Annotated in this window: 18 protein-coding genes and 1 pseudogene; 14 read left to right on the top strand and 5 right to left on the bottom strand. The window is 59.5% G+C overall.

Going from position 1 to position 16,109, the window contains the following annotated elements; genetic code table 11:
- Positions 1-24 precede the first annotated feature (24 nt).
- The gene (locus tag C6382_RS08085; protein WP_107023986.1) at positions 25-1,215 is read left to right on the top strand and encodes an MFS transporter; all 1,191 of its coding nucleotides are present in this window, start codon (positions 25-27) and stop codon (positions 1,213-1,215) included.
- Positions 1,216-1,360: 145 nt separating this feature from the next.
- On the opposite strand, the gene C6382_RS08080 is transcribed toward C6382_RS08085, so the two are convergent.
- The gene (locus tag C6382_RS08080; RefSeq protein WP_107023985.1) at positions 1,361-1,972 is read right to left on the bottom strand and encodes an FMN-dependent NADH-azoreductase; all 612 of its coding nucleotides are present in this window, start codon (positions 1,970-1,972) and stop codon (positions 1,361-1,363) included.
- Between the two features lie 128 nt (positions 1,973-2,100).
- On the opposite strand from C6382_RS08080, the gene C6382_RS08075 reads away from it, so the two are divergent.
- Together C6382_RS08075 and C6382_RS08070 are read left to right on the top strand one after the other, a co-directional pair.
- Positions 2,101-3,009 carry a LysR substrate-binding domain-containing protein gene (locus tag C6382_RS08075; RefSeq protein ID WP_107024091.1) on the top strand — a complete coding sequence of 303 codons (909 nt, stop codon included), beginning with the start codon at positions 2,101-2,103 and terminating at the stop codon, positions 3,007-3,009.
- Complete coding sequence (locus C6382_RS08070) at positions 3,002-3,361, top strand: MmcQ/YjbR family DNA-binding protein (RefSeq protein WP_107023984.1); 360 nt, start codon at positions 3,002-3,004, stop codon at positions 3,359-3,361. Before C6382_RS08075 ends, C6382_RS08070 begins: the two co-directional genes overlap by 8 nt.
- Here C6382_RS08070 and C6382_RS08065 read toward each other — a convergent pair.
- Both C6382_RS08065 and C6382_RS08060 read right to left on the bottom strand, forming a co-directional pair.
- On the bottom strand, positions 3,354-3,800 hold the full coding sequence (locus C6382_RS08065) for a DUF1294 domain-containing protein (protein ID WP_107023983.1): 447 nt from the start codon (positions 3,798-3,800) through the stop codon (positions 3,354-3,356). The two genes, C6382_RS08070 and C6382_RS08065, sit on opposite strands and share 8 nt — an antisense overlap.
- 4 nt (positions 3,801-3,804) lie before the next feature.
- Positions 3,805-4,635, bottom strand: coding sequence for an undecaprenyl-diphosphate phosphatase (locus C6382_RS08060; RefSeq protein ID WP_107023982.1), 831 nt, complete (start codon positions 4,633-4,635; stop codon positions 3,805-3,807).
- Between the two features lie 260 nt (positions 4,636-4,895).
- Here C6382_RS08060 and C6382_RS24640 point away from each other — a divergent pair.
- From C6382_RS24640 to C6382_RS08015, 10 genes and pseudogenes are all read left to right on the top strand, one after another.
- Positions 4,896-5,711 (top strand): annotated as a pseudogene (locus C6382_RS24640) (cache domain-containing protein); the annotation flags it as partial.
- Between the two features lie 123 nt (positions 5,712-5,834).
- A complete protein-coding gene (locus C6382_RS24635) occupies positions 5,835-6,569 on the top strand; it encodes a methyl-accepting chemotaxis protein (protein WP_371919587.1) in 735 nt (244 codons plus the stop codon).
- Between the two features lie 152 nt (positions 6,570-6,721).
- On the top strand, positions 6,722-7,288 hold the full coding sequence (gene pnuC / locus C6382_RS08050; RefSeq protein WP_107023980.1) for a nicotinamide riboside transporter PnuC: 567 nt from the start codon (positions 6,722-6,724) through the stop codon (positions 7,286-7,288).
- Positions 7,285-7,836, top strand: coding sequence for an AAA family ATPase (locus C6382_RS08045; protein WP_107023979.1), 552 nt, complete (start codon positions 7,285-7,287; stop codon positions 7,834-7,836). Before pnuC ends, C6382_RS08045 begins: the two co-directional genes overlap by 4 nt.
- A 296-nt stretch (positions 7,837-8,132) precedes the next feature.
- Entirely contained in the window at positions 8,133-8,570 is a 438-nt protein-coding gene (locus C6382_RS08040) for a hypothetical protein (RefSeq protein ID WP_107023978.1), read from the top strand.
- Between the two features lies 1 nt (position 8,571).
- Positions 8,572-9,144: an adhesin gene (locus C6382_RS08035; RefSeq protein WP_107023977.1), complete on the top strand. Its 573-nt coding sequence runs from the start codon at positions 8,572-8,574 to the stop codon at positions 9,142-9,144.
- Positions 9,145-9,196: 52 nt separating this feature from the next.
- Positions 9,197-10,498 carry a heme utilization protein gene (locus C6382_RS08030; RefSeq protein WP_107023976.1) on the top strand — a complete coding sequence of 434 codons (1,302 nt, stop codon included), beginning with the start codon at positions 9,197-9,199 and terminating at the stop codon, positions 10,496-10,498.
- A gap of 65 nt (positions 10,499-10,563) precedes the next feature.
- Positions 10,564-11,244: a C39 family peptidase gene (locus C6382_RS08025; RefSeq protein WP_107023975.1), complete on the top strand. Its 681-nt coding sequence runs from the start codon at positions 10,564-10,566 to the stop codon at positions 11,242-11,244.
- 46 nt (positions 11,245-11,290) lie between these two features.
- Entirely contained in the window at positions 11,291-12,043 is a 753-nt protein-coding gene (locus C6382_RS08020) for a hypothetical protein (RefSeq protein ID WP_107023974.1), read from the top strand.
- 46 nt (positions 12,044-12,089) lie between these two features.
- Complete coding sequence (locus C6382_RS08015; RefSeq protein ID WP_107023973.1) at positions 12,090-13,370, top strand: hypothetical protein; 1,281 nt, start codon at positions 12,090-12,092, stop codon at positions 13,368-13,370.
- 60 nt (positions 13,371-13,430) lie between these two features.
- Here the strand turns inward: C6382_RS08015 and C6382_RS08010 are convergent, their stop codons facing one another.
- Complete coding sequence (locus tag C6382_RS08010; protein ID WP_107023972.1) at positions 13,431-14,756, bottom strand: sigma-54 dependent transcriptional regulator; 1,326 nt, start codon at positions 14,754-14,756, stop codon at positions 13,431-13,433.
- A 313-nt stretch (positions 14,757-15,069) separates the two neighbouring features.
- Here C6382_RS08010 and C6382_RS08005 point away from each other — a divergent pair, with 313 nt between their 5' ends.
- Positions 15,070-15,336 (top strand): hypothetical protein, encoded by a 267-nt coding sequence (locus C6382_RS08005; protein WP_107023971.1) that lies wholly within the window; start codon positions 15,070-15,072, stop codon positions 15,334-15,336.
- A 130-nt stretch (positions 15,337-15,466) separates the two neighbouring features.
- On the opposite strand, the gene C6382_RS08000 is transcribed toward C6382_RS08005, so the two are convergent.
- Complete coding sequence (locus tag C6382_RS08000) at positions 15,467-16,036, bottom strand: VWA domain-containing protein (protein WP_107023970.1); 570 nt, start codon at positions 16,034-16,036, stop codon at positions 15,467-15,469.
- Between the last annotated feature and the right edge of the window lie 73 nt (positions 16,037-16,109).

The raw sequence follows: 16,109 nt of genomic DNA, 5'->3' as shown, positions 1-16,109 counted from the left end.
CACCGCCCGCCAGCGAACGAGCAAATGTCCGCGTCAGCACCCACGCCTGCCAGTACCCTCTCGATCACCCTGCAGATCCTTGCGATCGTCTTCTACACCTTTATTGCCTTCCTCTGTATCGGCCTGCCTATCGCGGTGTTACCGGGTTATGTGCATGACCAACTGGGCTTTAGCGCCGTCATCGCTGGCCTGACCATCGGCCTGCAGTATCTGGCGACGTTGCTCAGCCGCCCGTTCGCCGGGCGCGTGACTGATAGTAAAGGCACCCGGCAGGCAATCATCTACGGCTTACTTGGCATTGCCGTCAGCGGCGTGCTGACCTTCGCCTCGGCACTGGCAGTCAATGTGCCGCTGTTGAGCCTGCTGGCCTTACTCGGCGGGCGTCTGTTTCTGGGGATCGCCCAAGGCCTGATCGGTGTCGCCACCTTGAGCTGGGGCATCACTGCGGTGGGCGCTGAACACACTGCCCGGGTGATTTCCTGGAACGGCATTGCGTCTTACGGCGCCATTGCCATCGGCGCGCCGCTGGGCGTGATGCTGGTGGACCAAGTCAACTTTGCCACCCTCGGCCTGATGCTGACGGTACTGGCTTCACTGGCCCTGCTGGTGATCCGCAACAAGCCTTCAATGCCGGTGGTCCATGGCGAGCGTCTGCCGTTCTGGGCTGCCTTCGGCCGGGTCGCGCCCTGCGGCGCGGGCCTGACCCTGGCCTCGATCGGTTACGGCACCCTGACCACCTTTGTCACCCTGTATTACCTGGAGCAAGGCTGGAGCGGAGCGGCCTGGTGCCTGAGCGCCTTCGGCCTGTGCTTCATTCTCTCGCGGCTGTTGTTCGTCAATGCGGTCAATCGCTTTGGCGGGTATCAAGTGGCGATGGTCTGCATGAGCACCGAAGCCCTGGGCCTGAGCTTGCTGTGGCTGGCGCCCAGCCCGTTGTTGGCGCTGGTCGGCGCCGGGCTGACCGGCTTTGGTCTCTCGCTGGTGTATCCGGCGCTGGGCGTGGAAGCCATCAAGCAAGTACCGGTGGCCAGCCGTGGTGCTGGCCTGGGTGCTTATGCGGTGTTTTTCGACCTGGCCCTGGCCATCGCCGGACCGCTGATGGGCGCGGTGGCCTTGCACTTGGGCTATGCCTGGATTTTCTGCATCGCCGCCCTGCTGTCGCTGGCCGGTGTCGGCCTGACACGGGTGCTGTCCCGTGGTGCCCGCAGTTATTGATCGGCAGTCTTGAGGCCGGCCCGGCTGGTCAGCTGCCAGGTACCGATCAAGCATAGGGCGAGGCAGGACTGCGCGGAGGAAAGCTCAATAAAAAACCGACAGCAGAGGTCGCCTGCTGTCGGCTCGGGTCGTGCGCCAGTGCTGATCAAGCGGCGGCGAACAGCTCGTTGCTGATCTGCGCCTGAGCAGCACTCAAGGCATTGGCACGATGCTCTTCGCCATAGGCCAGGCCGTGGGCACGCACAATTTCCAGGTCGGTGATACCGATGAAGCCGAGGAACACCTTGAGGAACTCTTCATGGCCAACACCGGTCGCCTGGCCTGCGTGCAGACCACCGGCAGTGGACACCAGGATTACCTTCTTGTTGCCACACAGGCCTTCCGGGCCGGCTTCGGTGTAGCGGAAGGTCTGGCCGGCTACCGCAACGCGGTCGATCCAGGCCTTGAGCTGCGTCGGGACGGTGAAGTTGTACATAGGCGCAGCAATCACTACCGCGTCGGCAGCCAGAAACTCTTGCAGGGTTTCGCGGCTCAGCCGGGCTTCGTGTTGCTGTGCGGCGTCACGCAGTGCTTCCGGGGTGCCGGCGGCAACCAGGGTAGCGGCAGAGAAATGGCTGATGGCATCGGCAGCCAGATCACGATAAACCACTTCCAGGGATGGATCAGCGGCTTTCCAGGCGTCGACCACGCTGCGGCTCAGCTGACGGGAGGCGGAATTGTCGCCCAAGATGCTCGAATCGATATGCAACAGTTTCATGGGACTCTCCTGATTGAAGACCGCATCTGGGCGATCACGATGGGGAGAATCCTACTCGGACGGCGAATAGCTGATAAGTAAGCAAAAATGCGTTAGTTTGTCCTACTGACAGGACAATGGTAATCGCCATGCAAGACCTCAACGATCTCTTCTACTTCGCCCGGGTGGTCGAAGCCGGTGGTTTTGCCGCCGCCGGACGCTTGCTGGGGATCCCCAAATCGCGGCTGTCGCGACGTATCGCTGAACTGGAAGAACGCCTGGGCACGCGCCTGCTGCAGCGCACCACCCGCCAACTCAAGTTGACGGCGGTGGGCGAGCGCTACCTGCGCCACTGCCAGGCCATGCTGCTGGAAGCGGAGATGGCCGACGAGGCGGTTGCCAGCATGACCAGCGAACCCCGAGGCCGCCTGCGGGTGTCGTGCCCGGTGGGTTTGGCGCACTCCCTTTTGCCGCAGGTGATCAGCGAATTTCTTCAGCAGTATCCGCAGGTGCAACTGGACATGGTCCTGCTCAATCGCCGGGTTGACCTGATCACCGAAGGCATTGACGTGGCCCTGCGTGTCCGCGATCTGGGAGATGAAGACCCGGCCCTGGTCACCCGCCGCCTGCGCCAGGCGCAGATGTACCTGGTGGCAGCGCCGGCGTTTGCCGCTCGCCATGCCCCGCTGACACCCGAAGACCTCAGCGGCCTGCCGATGCTCGGTGCCGTGGACGCCGACCGCCTGGTCCATCTGCGCCTGCTCGACAGCCGTGGTCACAAGCACGAACTGGCCATGGAGGCACGCCTGGCCATTGATGATTTTCTCGTGCGCAAAGCGGCAGCGGTGGATGGCCTGGGCTTTACCGCCCTGCCGATCATGCATTGCGAGCAAGAGCTGGCGCGTGGCGAACTGGTGCGGCTGCTGCCAGACTGGTCGCTGCCCGGAGGCTATCTGCAAGCGGTCTACCCTCACCGGCGCGGCCTGCTACCCGCTGTGCGGGTGTGGATCGACCATCTGGTCGCGTCGTTTGCCGACTGTGGGGAACGTTATGTTTAAGGGCACAATGAGTGAAGCGCAGGTAGCGGACTTTTGCCTGAGCCTGCCCGGTGCGCGGGAAGACTACAAATGGGGCGGTGTGCGGGTGTTTTCGATCGCCGGCAACAAAATGTTCGCGGTACTGGACCTGGCCGGTGCCGGCTTGTCATTCAAAGTCGACCGTGACCTGTTCCTTGGCTATGCCGACCGCCCCGGCGTGCGCCCGGCGCCCTACCTGGCGCGGGCTCACTGGATCAGTATGACACCACCCTACCCGATGGGCCGCGAGGAACTCTGCGACCTCCTGCAGCGCTCCCACCAACTGGTGGTCAGGCGCCTGCCAAAGCGCCTGCAGCCGGGCCTGCTTATCTGAGCAGCGGCGCCAGGGCGCTGCCCAGCCAACGGCCACCGAGCACCAGATGGTCAATCCAGAACACCTGATGCAGGGCGACAATGGCCCAGAAACTCAGCTGAAACGACAGTTTGCGGGTTTTATGCCGAAAGGCCTGTTGGGCCAACAGTGCCCCGGGCCAGCCACCGCACAACTCGCTGGCGTGCAGCACCTTTTCCGGGGTGCGCCAGCCCTGGCTGCGTGCCTGCTGCTTGTCACGCCAATACAGGGCAAAACTCACCAGGCTGGCCAGCGGATAAGCCACTGCGGGCAGCCAGGACTGCCCACTTAGCAGCATCTGCAACGCACCGCCCAGCGGCAACAGGCACAGACCGACGAAGACCAACAGCTTGCTACGCGGGTGCTGGACAGCACCGTTGGCGGTACTGGCGCGTCGAGAAGACGGTTGTGAGCGGCTCATCGACTCAACCTTGCGCCGTCGCCCAGTCAACCCAACCGAACTGCCAGGTCGCCAGGATGATCAGACCGAAGACAATCCGGTACCAGGCGAACATGGCATAGCTGTGGTTGGCGATGAAACGCAGCAACCCGCGTACAGCGATCATGGCAAAGATGAACGACACCACAAAGCCAATGGCGAATACCGGAAAATCGCCAGGCTGGAACAGCTCACGGTACTTATAGCCCGAATACACCGCTGCACCGACCATGGTAGGCATGGCCAGGAAGAACGAGAATTCGGTGGCGGCTTTGCGTGACAAACCGAACAGCAGGCCGCCAATGATCGTCGAGCCGGAACGCGAAGTCCCCGGGATCATCGCCAGGCACTGGACAAAACCGATCTTCAAGGCATCGGACCAACGCATATCATCGACCTGATCGACCTTGATCACATGTTGACGACGCTCGGCCCAGAGCATAATCACCCCCCCTACTACCAAGGCAGCCGCCACGGTGATGGGGTTGAACAGGAAGGCGTGGATCAGGTCGGCAAACAGCACGCCCAAGACCACCGCCGGCATGAAAGCAATCAGCAGGTTGACGGTGAAACGTTGTGCCTGCTGCTCCTTGGGCAAGCCCAACACTACGTCGAAGATCTTGCGGCGAAACTCCCAGACCACGGCCAGGATCGCCCCCAACTGAATGATGATGTTGAAGGCCATCGCCCGCTCACCACCGAAATTGATCAGGTCCGCGACAACGATCTGGTGGCCGGTGCTAGAAATCGGCAAGAACTCGGTCAAGCCTTCGACGATACCCAAAATGACGGCCTGCAGGCCAGTCCAAAGATCCATTATTCCCCCACGAAGCGATGCCGACGGCATGCCCCCGTTGTAGTTTCCATAAGCCAAAGCCGATTTGAATGCCCGGTCGTTCAACAGCGAAAGTTGGTCGCAAAGTCGACGGAAAAGTTCACTCACCCTCAGGTTTGTCCCGACCGGGCCGAAATCCTATCAGACCTCTTGTATAAACGCTGCTGCTCGGCACTACACACCTTGGCGGATCAGGCACTTAGTCCTTGGTCGAGTAGGTGGTTGGAAAAAAGCATGCTGGGATGCGCAGGACAATAAAAAGAATCCGGGGTGACTGTTCCATGAAGACTCTACGAAATATGTCGATCAGCCGCCGCTTGTGGCTGATTCTGGTAGTGGCAGTGGTGATGTTACTGACCTTGGGCTTGCTGATGCTCAGGCAGATCCACGGCGACCTGTATCAGGCCAAGGCCGAAAAGACTCAACATGTGGTAGAAACCGCCGCCGGCGTACTGGCCTACTATCAGGGCCTGGAAGCAGCTGGCACCCTGAGCCGCGAAGCGGCCCAGCAACAAGCCTTGAGCACTGTGCGCGGCTTGCGCTACGACCAGAACGACTACTTCTGGATAAACGACCTGGGGCCGAAGATGATCATGCATCCGACCAACCCCAAACTCGATGGCCAGGACCTCTCTGCGATTCGTGACCCGGACGGCTTTGCCTTGTTCAACGAAATGGCCGCGCTGGCCAAAGCCCGGGGGGCTGGCAGCATCGACTATCGCTGGCCCAAACCCGGTGCCAGCGAGCCGGTCGAGAAAACCTCCTACATCCAGTTGTTCAAGCCTTGGGGCTGGGTGATTGGCTCGGGGATCTATATCGATGACATGCAGAGCGAATTCATGCGCCAGTTGCGCGACGCCTCGCTGTTGGGGCTTGGCATTGCCCTGGTCATGACCCTGCTGGTGGTACTGATTGCCCGCAGCATCGCTCGTCCCTTGCAGGAGGCGGTGGACGCCATGGCCATGATCGCCAGCGGCGAGAGCGACCTGACCCGTCGCCTGGACACCCATGGCCGCGATGAAGTGACCCAGCTGGGCGAATATTTCAACCGTTTTACCGGCAAGTTGCAGGGAGTGATCGGCCAACTGCAGGGCGCAGCGCATGCCCTGGGGCAATCAGCTGTAGACGTCGGCAGCAACGCCAACCAGGCTCAACAACACAGCGAACAGCAGTCCGCGCAGATGGAGCAAGTGGCCACCGCGATCAATGAAGTGACCTATGCCGTGCAGGATGTCGCCAGGAACGCCGAACAGGCCGCCAGCGAAATGCGCGACGCCCAGCACCGCGCCGAACAGGGCCAGCAAAGTATCCATGGCAGCTTGCAGCAGATCGATCAGTTGTCAGGCACCATCGATGAAGCGGTCAGGGTGATCCAGACCCTGGCCAGCCAAAGCACACGGATCGGCAGCGTTCTGGAAGTGATTCGTTCGATTGCCGAACAGACCAATTTGCTGGCCCTGAACGCTGCCATCGAGGCAGCCCGGGCCGGCGAACAAGGCCGTGGCTTTGCCGTGGTGGCCGATGAAGTACGCCTGTTGGCCCAGCGCACCCAGCAATCGACAGCCGAAATCCAGAGCATGATCGAGCATTTTCAGGGTCAGTCGGAGGCTGCGGTCAAGGCTATCGACGCCAGCAGCGCAGCATCGCGCCAGACCATCGAACAGGCCAACGAGGCGGGTGTCAGTCTGGACGCTATCAGTCACGCTCTGCACAACCTCACCGCCCTCAACGCCTCGATTGCCAGTGCGACCCTGCAACAGTCCCATGTGGTCGAAGAGATCAACCGCAACGTCACTGAAACTGCTGACCTTTCCCGCCAGACTGCCACAGCGGCGCAGCAGTCGAGCAGTGCCGGGGTGGCACTGAACCAGTTGCGTGAGCAGCTGGACCGATTGTTGGGGCAGTTTCGGGTGTAATGCAACACCGGTGTGCGGGCTTGCCCGGCGATTGCAGGTTGTCAGTCACACCGCATCGCGGGGCAAGCCCGCTCTCACAGCCAGGATTGTGATATCTGCCATGCCACAAGGTACAATCCCCGCCCTCCTCCCGAACCTGCCAAGGAGCGCCGATGTCCGGCCTCGAACTGTTCGCCGCCGTGCTCGGCGTTATCGCCGTGTGGCTCACCACCAAACAGAACCCCTGGTGCTGGCCGATAGGCCTGGTGATGGTGCTGCTGTACAGCTGGATTTTCTTTGAAGTGCGCCTGTACTCGGACATGCTCCTGCAACTGGTCTATGCCGTGCTGCAGCTTTATGGCTGGTGGCAATGGACGCGCCCGGACAGCCAGCGCGAAGCCCTTCAGGTAACCCATCTGGATACCCAGGCGCTGCTGTTCGGCCTCGGCCTGGGTCTGCTGGGCAGTCTGGCCTTAGGTGCGGCCATGGCCAGCTGGACCGATGCCGCACAACCCTGGCTGGATGCGGCGTTGACCGCCTTCAGCCTGGTGGCGCAGCTATGGATGGCACAGAAGCGCGTGCAGTGCTGGCCACTATGGATCGTGCTGGATGTGATCTTCGTTGGCCTGTTCCTCTACAAAGCGCTCTACCTGACGGCGGCTCTCTATGCCCTGTTCACGTTGATCGCCGTGCAGGGCTGGCGTGAGTGGCGCCGCGATCCGGCGTTGGTCAACGCATGAAGGTCCTGGTCCTGAGCGGTCCCGAGTCCAGTGGCAAGAGCTGGTTGAGCGGCGAAATCCAGGCCCACTTCGGTGGGGAGCTGGTCAGTGAGTATGTGCGTCACTTTATCGACGAACATCGCCGCGACACCTGTTATGCCGATATTCCGGCAATCGCTCGCGGCCAGTTGGCCTGGGAAGACGCCGCCCGTGCCCGCCAGCCCGAACTGCTGATCCTCGACACGCACCTGTTGAGCAACCTCCTCTGGAGCCGGGTGCTGTTCGATGATTGCCCGGCCTGGATTGAACAGGCGCTGCTCTCGCGTAGCTACGACTTGCACCTGCTGCTTGATCCCGCAGGCGTGAGTTGGGTCGGCGATGGTCAGCGCTGCCAACCGGCCCTGGAACAACGTCAGGCGTTTTTTGCTGACAGCCTCGATTGGCTACAGCGCAATCACCAGCCTGTCCAGGTCATTGGCGGTGACTGGGCCCGGCGCAGCGCGGCAGCCCTGAATGCCGTACAGCAATTACTGGATGGCAAATCCCCGGCATGCGCCACCGAGTGTTAGACCGCTGATACACCCCACAGGGTCAAATACCCCGTATTTGCGTGACACTCCCCAGAACCGGTGCGGTTGTTAATCCGGTGATACACCCCCTGAAAAACGCTTCAGGCGCAGCCTGCGGCCTGCCAAGCGACTATTTGGCACGCCTGTGTCTCATGATTGATACAACAAAATCCCGGCGCGCGCCGATTACGTCCTCAACCTGTTGATTCTGAACCAGTAACAAAAATCGGCACATCTTCTGCTGCCTCCCTTGCAACGCTGAAAAGGGCCAGCACACAGAAGAAGGAATTGCCGCCGTGGAGAAATTTGATAAAGGCATTTATCGCATCCTGCTGGTCGGATGTGCATTGGGATCGAGCTTCATATTGCCTGCCCAGGCTGAAAACGGCATCGTCGTCATCACCCGCGATGTGCAACCGCGTATGGCAACGCGTGCCCCCCTCGTTCCCGATCCAAGCCCGGTCACTGTCAATACCAACCCGTCCGCGCAGATCCTCAAGCAAACAAACGAGTTGAGCGATGGTGACTTTGCCAACATCAGCAGCGGTGCAGGCATTAGCGCCCTGGTCACCCAACAGACCAACAATCTGGGCGGCAATATCAGCAACCAGACGCAATTGCCCAACCTCGCCGGTGGACGCTCCACAGGCTCCGGCAACGGCATCTCCAACATGGTCAATTCTAGCGTCCAGAAGGGCCTGGCTCCCCTGCAGATCCTGACGGGAGGCAAGTGAGATGAGGCACACGCTGCTGATTCTGGCCGCCCTTTGCAGTGCACCGGCCTTCGCCCAGTCCCCCGTGGTCAATAACGCCAACATCGACAGTTCCGGCAAGCAGTACCAAGGCAACCTCACTGTCAACCAGGCTGCCGGCGATCTACAGCAGCAAGCCAACGTACGGGCTTTCGCCATTGGCCATAGCGCCAGCGCGACCACCGAGATTCGCCAGCGGCTGCGCACTGTTGTCGACCCCAACATCGATGCCCGGTCCAGCATCCAGGGCGACGCCTTCAGCAACGGCAACGGCGCGCTGGGCGTCAACCAGAGCAGCGGCGCCAGCAACCAGCAAGCCAACGCACTACGTATCAGCCTCAGTACTCAACCGCAAAGTATCGACGACAGCGTCCTCATGCAACAGAACGTGACGCTGTTCAACGGCTCCGATCCAACTGACTCTGCACCCGGCCATCGCCAGGTCACTACCAGTGACCAGGCATTCACCGGTAGCCGCGGGGTGATTCAGTTGAATCAGAGCGCCGGGGTGGGAAACCGAATGGCCAACACCCTGAGCGTCCGGGTCGCGGATTGACCCAAAAAGGTAAGAACAACACTTAACCTAAAATAAAGTACGGAGAATCACCATGAAACCCTCGATGGCACTAAAGCCTCTGGTTTTCGCAATTGCTGCGGTCATGGCTGTTGCTGTACAAGCTGAACAGAACGATCGGCGTGGTAATGGCCATCATCACGGCCACCACAACCCTCCTCCAAAAGCGTTCTATGTCGACGCCACTGCCAATGCGTACGATAGGCAGAGCAGTTACGATAACAAGATCGTCAACAAGGGCACTATCAACGAAGCCGAGATGAGCGAATCCGCAGAGGGCACCAGCGGCAACGTCGGCGTCAACGTGGCGGCAGGCGCCGGCAACCAACAAGACAACGCGGCCGCCATCGCAAACGCTGGCGCCGACTCCAGTGCCATCGATAACAGCTTCGTCTTTGGCTATTCCGAAGCCACCGCCAGAGTCAGGCAACACAGCAACAACAACAAGGTCTACAACCACGGCGCCACGAACTCTGCGGTGATGAGTGGGTCGGGCAATGGTGGTAGCGGCAACATGGGCATCAACATTGCTGGCGGCGACCTTAACCAGCAGAAAAACACCATGGCAATTGCCAACACCAATGCCCCGCTCGGTAACGCAACCGCCACCGCGTCCGCCAACCAAACCGGTCCTGGCCTGGTGGTGATCAACGACGCTGATCGGACCTACCGCGTGGATACCCTGACGTTTACCAAAACGGCCAGTGGCAAGTCCTCGTACGAGAAATCTTTCGAAGCAAGCGGCAAGGAGAGCTCATCGTCGCAGTTTGAAGTCAAAGGCAAAAACCAATGGAGCGTTGAAGGCAGCAAACACTTTGATGCCAGCGGCTCCAAGAAGCATGAAGCAAGTGGATCTTCCGAAGCTCATCTGCTCGCTTCCTTGCACGTGGATGCGGATGCCAGCAAGACCGTTTCTTGGGATTACGGCCGTCGCCACGACGGCAGTATCACCAAGTCTGTAGAAGCCGAGCTCAACGCAAATCTTGACGTTGATGTCGAAAAAAGCTGGGAGAAAAAGTCCGAATCTTCGTTCGAAAAAGAGTTCAACTCCTCGTTTGATAAGTCGTACAAGTCCTCGTTCGAAAAATCGGGCAGCAAATCGTCCGAGTCTGAGTACGAGAAAGAGAAGAAGTTCGCTGAAAGCAGCTCTTATGACTTGCGCAACACCTACTCCTACCAAGTGCTGACCCCAACTGGCTGGGCAAACCCTGTGACCAACACTGCAACCCTGAGTGGTTCGGTAAATGGTGGCAGCGGCAACCTCGGCGTCAACGTGGCTGCCGGTGTAGGCAACCAGCAAAGCAACTCGCTGGCCATTTCCAACCAATCGTTCTGATTGTTGTGGCCTGGAGGCCCCCTTCGGGGGGCCTTTTTTCAAAAGAACCAGGGGGGCGTCCGATCATGCGCATTATTGCCTTGGCATTTTTGCTTTGCCTGACCAGCCAGAGCGAAGCGGCCCAGATGCCACTTGCCGTGTTGCCGGGTGGTGCGGTGATTTACAAGCCCATCCAGAGCGTACGCGAGCGCAAATTCGCCGACCTGGTGCAGCAGAAAACCGACTTCAGTTGCGGCGCTGCGGCGCTGGCGACCATATTGCGCCAGGCCTACTGGCTGGACGTAAATGAAGAACAGATCATTGAAGGCATGCTGGCGAACTCTGATCAGGATCTTGTCCGGGTTCAGGGCTTCTCCATGCTCGATATGAAGCGTTATGTGGAAAGCCTGGGCATGCGTGCCCGTGGTTACCGGGTAGCACCCGACACCTTGACCAATATCCGCATTCCGGTGGTGGTATTAATGGATGTGCGTGGCTACAAACATTTTGTGGTCATGCAAAAAGTCGACAAAGGCTGGGTGTATATCGGTGATCCGGTGCTCGGCCATAAACGCTACTCGATCGACGACTTTGTAAAAGGCTGGAACGGCATCATCTTCGCCGTCATCGGCAAGGGTTACGACAAAACCAATGCCTTGCTCGACCCTCCTATGCCGCTGACAGCCAAGAACCGCGTGAATACCTTCAGCCCGGTGCGGGACGCAGAGTTGATGGACTTCGGATTCATCCAAAGCGACTTCTTCTAACTGACTCTTCTAATGATAAGGGAGCACGACGCTCCGGGAGCATGCAATGAAGACTCCACTGTGGCTAGTCGTAGTGTGCCTGGCCGCCAGCCTGCCGACCCAGGCACAGACATTCAAACCCATCGAACTCAAGGATCAGGAACTGGCGAACCTGCGAGGCCGCTATGTCATGCCGGGGCGGATCATCAGCTTCGGCATCGTCATGAGCAGCACTTGGCAAAATGCCAAAGGTGAAGTGATCGGGGCAACTTCCTCGATGCAAATTCAACAATCGACCATCAAGCCACAGTTCTATGTGTCGATGATCGACGCCAAAGGCGGTGACTCAGCGCGCCCGCAAAACACCGGCACCGGCACCGGCACCGTCACAGGCGGCAGCGGCCTCAACAGTACCCAAGGCGTCACGCAAGTCGTGCGTGCTGCCGGCGACAACAACACCGCCTATAACAAGGTTGATATCAACGTCACAAAGGCTAACCAGGCGCCAGCCACGCAACAGCAGGGCCAGGCACTGGCCGCAGGCTCGACACTGGTCGGCTCCAATGGTGCGGGCTCGATGCGTGTTACCTCGACCGGTAACGGTGTGCAATTGAACATCATGGCCAACAACAACCAGGGCAGTACCGTGCAACGCATCGCCCAGGGTGGACTGATGCAGAACACGACGTTGCTTGGCGGTGGCAACCAGGTCAGAAACTTCACCTCCCTCAATGTCGTGCTGCGTGACAACGTGCCGACAGCCGGGTCGCTGAACGGCAGCCTGGACCAGCTCAAAGGAATTCGCACTCTCGGATTCTGATCTACGCTCAGTCTCATCACATGTAGTCAGAAGGGACGGCTAACCCATGCACCGATCGTTAACGTTCAGAGCTATCGTCTGTTTGAGTAGCCTGACCCCGGCGACATTGCTCTACGCAGCGTCGGACCCTCAGGTCGAAGCACTAAAACAAGAACTCATGGAGTTGAAACAACGTTACGAAGCACAACAGAACGCGCTGATGGTACTTGAGCAGCGCGTTCGCCAGGTCGAAGCGACACCTGCAACACCGGCTCCCAAACGCCTGACCAAATCCCCCGCCGAAACGGTCAGGGGTGGCCAGTCGGTGGCCGCAGGTGCGCCGGGAACCACAGGCAGCTCATACGGCCAATCGCTCAAGGAGGACTCAGAACCTGCGCAAAGCGTTTCCAACCTGTATGACGAAGCCAGCGGCTTCTTCGGAGGCGGCAAGTTCAGCGTCGAAACCGGCCTGACCTACACGCACTATGATACCCGTGCCTTGGTGCTCAACGGCTTCCTGGCCCTGGATTCGATTTTCCTCGGTAATATCAACCTCGACCGAATCAAGGCGGATAACTGGACCCTGGACCTGACAGCCCGCTACAACCTGGACCAACGCTGGCAGTTCGACATCAACGTCCCAGTGGTCTACCGTGAATCCACGTACTCCTCTGGCGGCGCAGGTGGCGCCGGTCCGGCCACCTCCGACGCAACCGTCACCCGCGACCCGACCATCGGTGATATCAACGTCGGGGTTGCCTACAAATTCCTCGATGAATCGGAGAACCTGCCTGACGCGGTCTTCACCCTGCGGGTCAAGGCCCCGACCGGTGAAGATCCCTATGGCATCAAACTGGTCAATGACCCGAATAACGACAACTTGTCGGTACCTGAAGAACTGCCTACCGGCAATGGGGTCTGGGCGATCACTCCGGGTATCTCGCTGGTCAAGACCTATGACCCTGCCGTGCTCTTCGGCAGCCTGTCGTATACCTACAATATGGAAGATTCGTTCAGCGACATCAGCCCCACGGCCAACAGCAAAGTTCCGGGTGACGTCAAGCTCGGCAACTCCTGGCAGATCGGTGCCGGTATTGCATTTGCCTTGAACGAGAAAATGAGTATGTCGTTTTCGTTCACCGACCAGTTTGCCGACAAAAGCAAGATCAAGCCCGACGGTGGCGACTGGCAATCGATTTCCAGCAGCGACTACAATTCGGCAAACTTCAACATCGGCATGACCCTTGCTGCCACCGACAACCTGACAATCGTCCCGAACCTTGCCATTGGCCTGACCGACGACTCGCCAGACTTCTCCTTCAGCCTGAAGTTTCCGTACTACTTCTAATGCTGGCGCCCATGAAAAAGCCCGCTTCGGCGGGCTTCATGCGCTGTGGAACGGCGCTGCTCAGCGAATCTGATGTTTATGCAACAACCGGTAGAAGGTGGGCCGGGAAACCCCGAGTACCTTGGCGGCAATACTCAGGTTGTCGCTGTGCCGGTTGAGCACATCGCATAACGCCTGGTGCTCGGCCCGATGTTTGTAATCTTCAAGGGTCCCCATGCTCGGGGCGAAAGCATCCTGGCTGAGCAACCCCAGATCCGGAGCCTCGATCTGCCGGCCTTCGGCCAACACCAGGCCACGCCTGACCCGGTTGGCCAGCTCGCGTACATTGCCTGGCCAGTCGTGCTTGCCCATCGCCACCAAGGCGTCCTCGCTGAAACTGCGTGGGCGCCGCCCGGTTTCCAGGCTGTAGAAATGGGCAAAGTGGTTGGCCAGCATCGACAGGTCGCCATGCCGGTCACGCAATGGCGCAGTGACCACTTGCAGGACATTGAGCCGGTAATACAGGTCCTCACGAAAGCGCCCGCGGGCGATGGCGTTTTCCAGGTCAACGTGGGTTGCCGCCAGAACACGCACATCGACGTCAATCGGCTGGCCACCACCGACCCGCTCAATGTGCTTTTCCTGGAGGAATCGCAGCAGGTTGGCCTGCAACTCCAGTGGCAGGTCACCAATCTCGTCGAGAAACAGAGTGCCGCCGTTGGCAGCCTCGATGCGGCCTATTTTGCGCTGGTGCGCTCCGGTAAACGCGCCCTTTTCGTGACCGAACAGTTCGGACTGTATCAGGTGCTCCGGAATGGCCCCACAGTTGATCGGCACAAAGGGCTTGTCATGGCGCTGCGACTGACGGTGCAGGGTTCGTGCCACCAGCTCTTTGCCTGTGCCACTCTCGCCACGAATCAGCACCGGCGACTCGGTGGGCGCCAGTTTGCTGAGCAATTTGCGCAACTCGCGAATCGGCCGGCTGTCACCCAGCAATTCGTGCTCACGCTCATCGGCATGTACGTTGCCCTTGCCACGCAGGCGCGCCATGCCGAAGGCGCGGCCAATAGTGACCTGCACCCGCGAGACATCGAACGGCAGGGTATGGAAATCGAAGAACCATTCGCAGACAAAGTCACCGACATTCTGCATGCGCAGCTCTTCGGCGCTGAGCACCGCAATCCATTCGGTATTGCTGCGGCTGATGAGGTCTTTCACCGCATCCGGGCGCTGCAGGTGCATGGCCTGCAGGCGAAGCAGGCCGACATCACAAGGATGTTCCGGGGCCGAAGACAAAGTACAACTGTGAACATCCCAGCCGACATTGCGCAGGCCCGGCAACAAACGGTGACAATCATCGCAAGGATCGACGATCAGCAGGCGGCGGTTGGATGCAGGTTCAAGCATGACCTTTCCTTGGCGCCAATTGTTGGAAATTTATGTAGAAACAGCAAGTTGGCGGGCCCGTCTGTAACAGTAGCAACGATGCGTCAAACGCCCACTACCGTTTGTCCGCAAAGTATCAAGACTCGGGCTCGCCGGGGGAATTTCCTTGAACTTTCAGCGTCTCACGCGCAGTTGCCAGCGCTTTTTTTGCACTCAATCAAAAAAATTTCAAGATGCTTGTGACTCAACCCTGTACTGCGTGCATCAGTACAAGTAACTCACCGCTGATGCGGTTGTTTATTAATTTGTTTGGGCCCACAGAGAGACCGAACCCATGAACGCCCCGCTCCGTGTCAACGAAGCACTGCTGATTGCCGACCACGCCTTCGAACCCTTCCAGTGTGTTGCTTGGGATTCGCCTAACGGTACAGGTGAACTGAGCCTGGCAGTGATCGACCGGACCAGCACCCGCATTGGTGGCAAGCAGGTGCCAAGCAGCACCTACTCCGACCCCGACCAACTGGCCAGCTTGATTGAAGAGATGCGCGCCGAGTTGCAAAAACAAGGTTGCCACCTGCAACCCTGGTCGATGCCAAAGTAAGTATCGCCAGTACCAGCTTACTATGATGGCCGCGCATCTTCGTGATGCGCGGCAAGCAAGTTGGTTTTTTCAAAAGTTATACTGCGGCACTAAGTCGCAGCGACACTTTCATACAGTTTCTGCACGCACCTTATTTACCCAACACCTTGAAACTTTCAATCGACCGGTAGTCGGCCTGTAACTGCTGCGCCAATAAACGTGCACGTCCCAAACGCACTGGCGAACGCTCGATATCCACTAGCAGGCTCGGGCACGGCAGCGGTTGCAGCGGCTCCCAGGCGTGGAGCCGGCCATCGGTCAGCACCAGGCAGCGCTGCTGTTCATGCGGATACTGACGCTGGCGCGCCTGCAGCCAGTGCCGCGCCTGCTCCAGCGCAGCCAGCAATGGCGTCCCGCCACCTGCACCGAGACTGTCGAGCCAAGGCCGCAAAGCTGCGGAGGCTTTAAGGCCATGACGCTGCCAGCGCGGCACATGGCCACTGGCGGTGAGCAGGGTCAGGCGCGCACGTTGCCGGTAAGCCTGATCGAAAACCTCGGCCAGCAAGCCCTTGGCCTGGCTCAAGGCCTGATAACGCCGGGTCGAGGCCGAAGCGTCGACAATCACCAGCCACAGTTCATGAGCGCTGGCTGTGCGTTGCTGCCAGCACAGGTCACGGCGTTGACGGGGACGGCCCTTGAGCAAGGTAGCCGACCAGGCCACGGCTGTGCCCTGTGCTGTCTCGCGGACACGCCCGCGCGCTCCTTGCTTGATCGCACCAGGCCCGGGGCTGGCA

This window comes from Pseudomonas sp. BBP2017 (assembly GCF_003024385.1).
Lineage (GTDB): Bacteria > Pseudomonadota > Gammaproteobacteria > Pseudomonadales > Pseudomonadaceae > Aquipseudomonas.
This window is presented reverse-complemented; position numbering and strand designations above follow the sequence as displayed.

Bases quoted from the DNA above. Each gene is read 5' to 3' on its own strand.
- C6382_RS08085 (WP_107023986.1), top strand. From the start codon at position 25: ATGTCCGCGTCAGCACCCACGCCTGCCAGTACCCTCTCGATCACCCTG.
- C6382_RS08080 (WP_107023985.1), bottom strand. From the start codon at position 1,972: ATGAAACTGTTGCATATCGATTCGAGCATCTTGGGCGACAATTCCGCC.
- C6382_RS08075 (WP_107024091.1), top strand. From the start codon at position 2,101: ATGCAAGACCTCAACGATCTCTTCTACTTCGCCCGGGTGGTCGAAGCC.
- C6382_RS08070 (WP_107023984.1), top strand. From the start codon at position 3,002: ATGTTTAAGGGCACAATGAGTGAAGCGCAGGTAGCGGACTTTTGCCTG.
- C6382_RS08065 (WP_107023983.1), bottom strand. From the start codon at position 3,800: ATGAGCCGCTCACAACCGTCTTCTCGACGCGCCAGTACCGCCAACGGT.
- C6382_RS08060 (WP_107023982.1), bottom strand. From the start codon at position 4,635: ATGGATCTTTGGACTGGCCTGCAGGCCGTCATTTTGGGTATCGTCGAA.
- C6382_RS24635 (WP_371919587.1), top strand. From the start codon at position 5,835: ATGGAGCAAGTGGCCACCGCGATCAATGAAGTGACCTATGCCGTGCAG.
- pnuC (WP_107023980.1), top strand. From the start codon at position 6,722: ATGTCCGGCCTCGAACTGTTCGCCGCCGTGCTCGGCGTTATCGCCGTG.
- C6382_RS08045 (WP_107023979.1), top strand. From the start codon at position 7,285: ATGAAGGTCCTGGTCCTGAGCGGTCCCGAGTCCAGTGGCAAGAGCTGG.
- C6382_RS08035 (WP_107023977.1), top strand. From the start codon at position 8,572: ATGAGGCACACGCTGCTGATTCTGGCCGCCCTTTGCAGTGCACCGGCC.
- C6382_RS08030 (WP_107023976.1), top strand. From the start codon at position 9,197: ATGAAACCCTCGATGGCACTAAAGCCTCTGGTTTTCGCAATTGCTGCG.
- C6382_RS08025 (WP_107023975.1), top strand. From the start codon at position 10,564: ATGCGCATTATTGCCTTGGCATTTTTGCTTTGCCTGACCAGCCAGAGC.
- C6382_RS08020 (WP_107023974.1), top strand. From the start codon at position 11,291: ATGAAGACTCCACTGTGGCTAGTCGTAGTGTGCCTGGCCGCCAGCCTG.
- C6382_RS08015 (WP_107023973.1), top strand. From the start codon at position 12,090: ATGCACCGATCGTTAACGTTCAGAGCTATCGTCTGTTTGAGTAGCCTG.
- C6382_RS08010 (WP_107023972.1), bottom strand. From the start codon at position 14,756: ATGCTTGAACCTGCATCCAACCGCCGCCTGCTGATCGTCGATCCTTGC.
- C6382_RS08005 (WP_107023971.1), top strand. From the start codon at position 15,070: ATGAACGCCCCGCTCCGTGTCAACGAAGCACTGCTGATTGCCGACCAC.